The following is a 4,999-nucleotide window of genomic DNA, read 5'->3' on the forward strand; positions in this document are numbered from 1 at the left end:
TGCAGCGGCACTTCGGTGTTGGTGTCGGGCACTTCGCCGAAGTAGAAGAACAGGTTGTCGAGGTATGGCTTAGACCAGACGACGAGTCGCACATTCGTTGGCAAAAAGAATATTTGAAGCTAGAAAAGCTCATGATGAAAAGCTTAATAAGACTTGCTGAAGATACCAAGCCTTTTAGTAACGCTCGTAATTTGGAAGCGAATGAGGCAAAAGTTGGCATTCGCTTCCACCTCATCGATGTTAAAGATCCAGCAACTCAACCCACTAGCACTGCAGGACTTAATTCCCTCTACACATTAACGCCCACGCACCGCGTACCAATCAATGGATATTCATGCCTGCGCCATATGCGTTCAATTCCACACCTTACAAACAGCATCTCACGACACATCAAAACATAACCTAGGCTCTACCGCCTCAATATCGACCATTAGCAACGGATCAATAATAGGCTCATTTTCTTCCCTGCTAGCAGTGATTACCGAAAGCGGAGGTCCAACGCCGACATTTGGAATGTAGAAACCCATGACACTAATTTCGACTTTCAACAACTCCCCTTCCCCACCTATGTGTATCTTCGGAAAGCTCTTGCTAAGGCATTCAGGCCAATTCAGCAAAAACTCACCTGGAACAACGCTTGGATTTTGAATATCATGACGCAATCTATAGGTACCTTGGAACTGGGGATTCCTGAGCTTTGGGATATAAGCAGCATCTTCAGGCTCGCTCGAGCCATACAGATAATAGTGCCACGGCGTCATCCCCCAGATTAAAACCAATAAGCCCTCCGAAAACAGCTCGTTTGCAATTTCAGTCTGACAGAATGCGTCCTTAAGATTAATCACGCCATTACCCAACCTGGAAATAATATATTCATGCATTTTATCCAAGTCAGCAAGAAAAAAACCCAACTCTCCGTACCCATCATACACCGGACGGTTGGAGCTTGATTCTATGTGCGTGCCTACATCGCCGCCAGAGAGGGAAATCGTGACATGCAGTATTTCAGAGTATTGCACTAGCGGCTTAACATGATCCGGCACCTCACCAAACGCTTCCAGCGGAACTTCCAATGAAATTTTAACAAACAACTTGTAGGATGTTCGAGCCTGCCTCTGTTCATCCAGCACATCCAGCAACAGTTTTTCGCAGCCGAGATCTAGTACAACTGGCCCATCCGACTCGACAACTATGGATATTTCCTTGGAGGAAATTTCTCGCGCACGCACAGCACTAGAATATCTAGCTCGCTCTTCACCAAGCCAGCCTACAACAACTTTTCTCTGGATAGACCCAAACTCGCCAAAATCGAATTCGTCCAACCCCACTACCGCACTACCAATCTCTAGCTTACCGCCAGCCACTAGCCTCGAATCATTAACTGCTACGTAACTAACTTTAGCGTTATTCATCAACTACACCCTGGCAAACTTGCACCTTTGGATCGCGCCCATGCCTTGGTTGCTGCCCAACCTTCGGCAGGGGACACATTTGCAGCAATAATACGCCCAGGATTTCCGTTCTCAACAAGCCTTAAATCCCCTCTAAGGTGGGAAATTTCCGGGTTATTATAATGTGCCTCCAACGACTGCAACCATTTCTCATTCGTTAGGCCTTCGGATTTGAAAGCATCTAGCGTCACAGCCGGCTTGGTACTCGCGCCCAAACCATTGTAACCGTGCATACCGCTGTGCTCCATTCTATTCCATTGCCCAGGCTCCAGCCAGAACATGGAGGGGACGTTATTAAATGAGTTGAACGGGGTTATCCCTAAAGAGGTAGCTAAAGAATGAGGAACCATGTGATGACCCACTTTAACTGGGTTGGCCAATGGCATCCAGCCGAGAGGATCAATCCATAGTATTGGGTTCGGGCCGTAACGATAAAGATTATCCCCACCCATCAAACCTAATGGATCCTGGACTTTAAACCTACCCATTTCAGGATCATAATAGCGGAACGTATTATAATGCAGAATTGCCTCATGATCGAAGTACTGCCCTTGGAACCGCAGGTTCTGCTCTACCTCATCGATAACCAGTTGCTCTAACGCTCCCCAGGAACGATATGTCGCCTGCCAGACGATCTGCCCGTCGCTGTCCGTCAGCTCCAGCGGCGTCCCAATCTGATCCGTATGGAAGTAATAGACCTTCTGCCCTTCCCCTTCCACCTGATCAACCCGCGCCAACGGCGCATAGCTTCCCGGCTCGTACAGGTACAGAATGTTCTGCCCAGGCGTCTCCTCACGCAGCATCCTCAGCCCCTGCCAGAGGAAGCGCTTCTGTTCTAGTTCGCCGTTGATTTCCGCCTGCTTGGCCACCCGCCGCCCAAGGCTGTCGTACCGATACTCACCTTGGCTTTCCAGCTTGCCATCGACCACCGTCTCCGCCGGCACAAGCCGGTTCTCGCAGTCATAACTAAAGCTCTGCAGCTTGCTGTGCCCAGAGCGTTTCTCGATCAGGTTGCCCCACGGGTCGTAGCGGTATTCTTGGTCCCGCCACTGTTTGATCCGTTTGTCCTTGACCTTGGCAAACTGCTGCGCGTTGAGATCCAAGCGGTTAGCTGCCGCGTCGTAGCGGAATTCTTCGCTACGGACAAGCGAGCCGGTATCGAGGATCTTCTACCCCCTGAGCCAGAGTCTTTGTACGCTGATCAAAGAATTCAACCTCCCAGCAGTTCATTTCCCTCATGAAAGTTACTAGCTCACTAGGATGGCTCACCACCATATTTCCTTAGTTATATTAATTCCCCAAAATACCTTCGAGCATTTTCTCGCCTTGACGATACGTCACAGGTTGACATTGATAAGATCTAGCCCCAAAAAACAGACGTTACATTCATGCCATTCCTAATGCAGATTCAACGGCGCTAAAATATTTTTTATCTTCGCCTCTGAAAATATCTACCCCTTCCAAAAAATATGCTTTGCATAAATAATCCAACGCATCTGGATTTTCTTGTTCGTATAGACACTCGCCTAGACGTAGAATTACGAACGCATTCTGTGCACCGCCCGGGCCGTTGGCGGCTTCAAAAAACTCGCTCAAGGCCCGACTATAGTCCTGCATAAAAAATAGAGCGTCCCCAATACTGGCCTTCAACCAAACGAACGCCTCCCACTGCTCGACGGGTTCAGGCAGTTTGACCAAGGCAGCCGTGAAAGCTTCGACAGCATCAGGATATCGACCTTTTTCCATTAGCAGATTACCCTGTTCACTAAGAACCAGTATCTCCTCATGAACCTGATCTGGTAAAAATCCCATTCTTTAACCTTTGAAACCAGCAAAGAAAGCAAGATATTTTTTATCAAACCCCTTGAATGCTCTCTCGCCGCCCATATCGAAAGCTTTTTTCATTTCGTCAAATGCATATCTCTCCTCACCCAACCCGAGAAAACATGCACCAAGAATAATAAAACTGGACGTTTCTCGAGGTGGTTTCGACTCAACCGCCTTGAGCGCCCATATCTTCGCACTTTCATAATCTTGCTGCTTTAAATAGACCTCGGAATTGCATTTTTCGATCCAGTGGGAAAGATCCCACTGCTCTTTTGGGTCGGGAAGCATACTCCACGACTCTTTGTACTTTTCTAAAGCAGCCTGATAAGCTCCTTTCTCTTGCAGTTCATTTCCAGACTCCATAGCCACTACTATCCTTTGAGACAGCTGCAAGTTCACTTCCGACAAATCTTTCATAAACACCTCAATACTGAAAACTTTCGTGCGGACCAACAATATTATCTGGCGACCGGTAAAACTGATTCAATTTTGCACCTGCCGACCTGTTGTACGAATAATGCTCTAGCTCATAGTTTTTCGGATCAAGCATCCACTTTCTAACCTCCTTAGACTTAGCTCCAAAGAACCCACCTCTATCATTCCAATATGTTACCGCATCATACTTATGTGCCATATCAGCCTCTCGAACCGGATACCACTGCTTATCGGTCGAGCTTTTGAATTCCATCGAGTCACCTTTACCTCTAATTCGACCCTCGCCTCTCATATTTTCAATTACTTTTCGGCCGGTCCTGCTAGATTTGCCCGGGGTTCTGCCCAGATACTCTGTTCGACAGCTTAGCCCCCAAGGATCAATCCATCCAGTGGTACTAGGTGCGAAAATGTATAAATTATCACCACCGAGCAAGCTTATAGGGTCATGAGAAATAAATCGTCCAATTTCAGGATCATAATATCGGAACGTATTGTAATGAAGCTCCGCTTCAACATCAAAGTACTGGCCCTGGAACCGTAGATTCTGCTCGACTTCATTGACCGTCAGTTGCTCAATCGCCCCCCAAGACCGAAATGTCGCCTGCCAGACGATCCCACCCTCGCTATCCGTCAATTCCAACGGCGTACCAATCTGGTCAGTATGGAAGTAATAAAGCTTCTGCCCTTCCCCTTCCACCTGATCGACCCGCGCCAACGGCGCATAGCTTCCCGGCTCGTACAGGTACAAGATGCTCTGCCCTGGCGTTTCCTCCCGCAGCATCCTTAGCCCCTGCCAGAGGAAGCGCTTCTGCTCGGTGATGCCGTTAATTTCCGCCTGCTTGGCCACCCGCCGCCCAAGGCTGTCGTACCGGTACTCGCCTCGGCTTTCCAGCTTGCCGTTAACCAACGTCTCCGCCCGCACCAGCCGGTTCTCGCAGTCATAACTAAAGCTCTGCAGCTTGCTGTGCCCCGAGCGCTTCTCGATCAGGTTGCCCCACGGATCGTAGCGGTACTCCTGGTCCCGCCACTGTTTGATCCGGTTGTCCTTGACCTTGTCGAACTGCCGCGCATTGAAGTCCAGGCGGTTGGCTGCCGGGTCGTAGCGGAACTCCTCACTGCCTACCAGCGAGCCGGTATCACGGCTACGCAACTGGCCGTTGGCTTCATATTCGTACTTGATCTCGCCACGCAGCTTGTCGAGGGTGCGCACCAGTTCACCGGCCGGGTCGTACTGGTAACGGCGGTGAATCGGGTTGTACGCATGCTCCACCAGCAGCGACGTATTC

The 4,999-nt window shown here is 49.3% G+C and carries 5 protein-coding genes and 1 pseudogene; 1 reads left to right on the plus strand and 5 read right to left on the minus strand.

The features are described from left to right. On the plus strand, positions 1–401 hold a 401-nt coding region (locus WF331_RS28955; RefSeq protein WP_340623550.1), incomplete at its 5' end, for a hypothetical protein. Here the strand turns inward: WF331_RS28955 and WF331_RS28960 are convergent. The 5 genes and pseudogenes from WF331_RS28960 to WF331_RS28980 all read right to left on the minus strand — a co-directional run. Continuing rightward, positions 381–1,412: a hypothetical protein gene (locus tag WF331_RS28960; RefSeq protein ID WP_340623551.1), complete on the minus strand. Its 1,032-nt coding sequence runs from the start codon at positions 1,410–1,412 to the stop codon at positions 381–383. The genes WF331_RS28955 and WF331_RS28960 overlap by 21 nt on opposite strands. Then, positions 1,412–2,611, minus strand: a pseudogene (locus WF331_RS28965) (RHS repeat domain-containing protein); the annotation flags it as partial. The gene WF331_RS28960 and the pseudogene WF331_RS28965, both read right to left, overlap by 1 nt. Positions 2,612–2,837: 226 nt before the next feature. Next, on the minus strand, positions 2,838–3,263 hold the full coding sequence (locus WF331_RS28970) for a tetratricopeptide repeat protein (RefSeq protein WP_016499545.1): 426 nt from the start codon (positions 3,261–3,263) through the stop codon (positions 2,838–2,840). 3 nt (positions 3,264–3,266) lie between these two features. Next, positions 3,267–3,695: a hypothetical protein gene (locus tag WF331_RS28975; protein ID WP_016499544.1), complete on the minus strand. Its 429-nt coding sequence runs from the start codon at positions 3,693–3,695 to the stop codon at positions 3,267–3,269. 7 nt (positions 3,696–3,702) lie between these two features. Next, a partial coding sequence (locus tag WF331_RS28980) for an RHS repeat-associated core domain-containing protein (protein WP_340623552.1) occupies positions 3,703–4,999 on the minus strand: 1,297 nt, incomplete at its 5' end.

Origin of the sequence: Pseudomonas sp. YNh, assembly GCF_037993085.1 — a bacterium.
Taxonomy (GTDB): domain Bacteria; phylum Pseudomonadota; class Gammaproteobacteria; order Pseudomonadales; family Pseudomonadaceae; genus Aquipseudomonas; species Aquipseudomonas putida.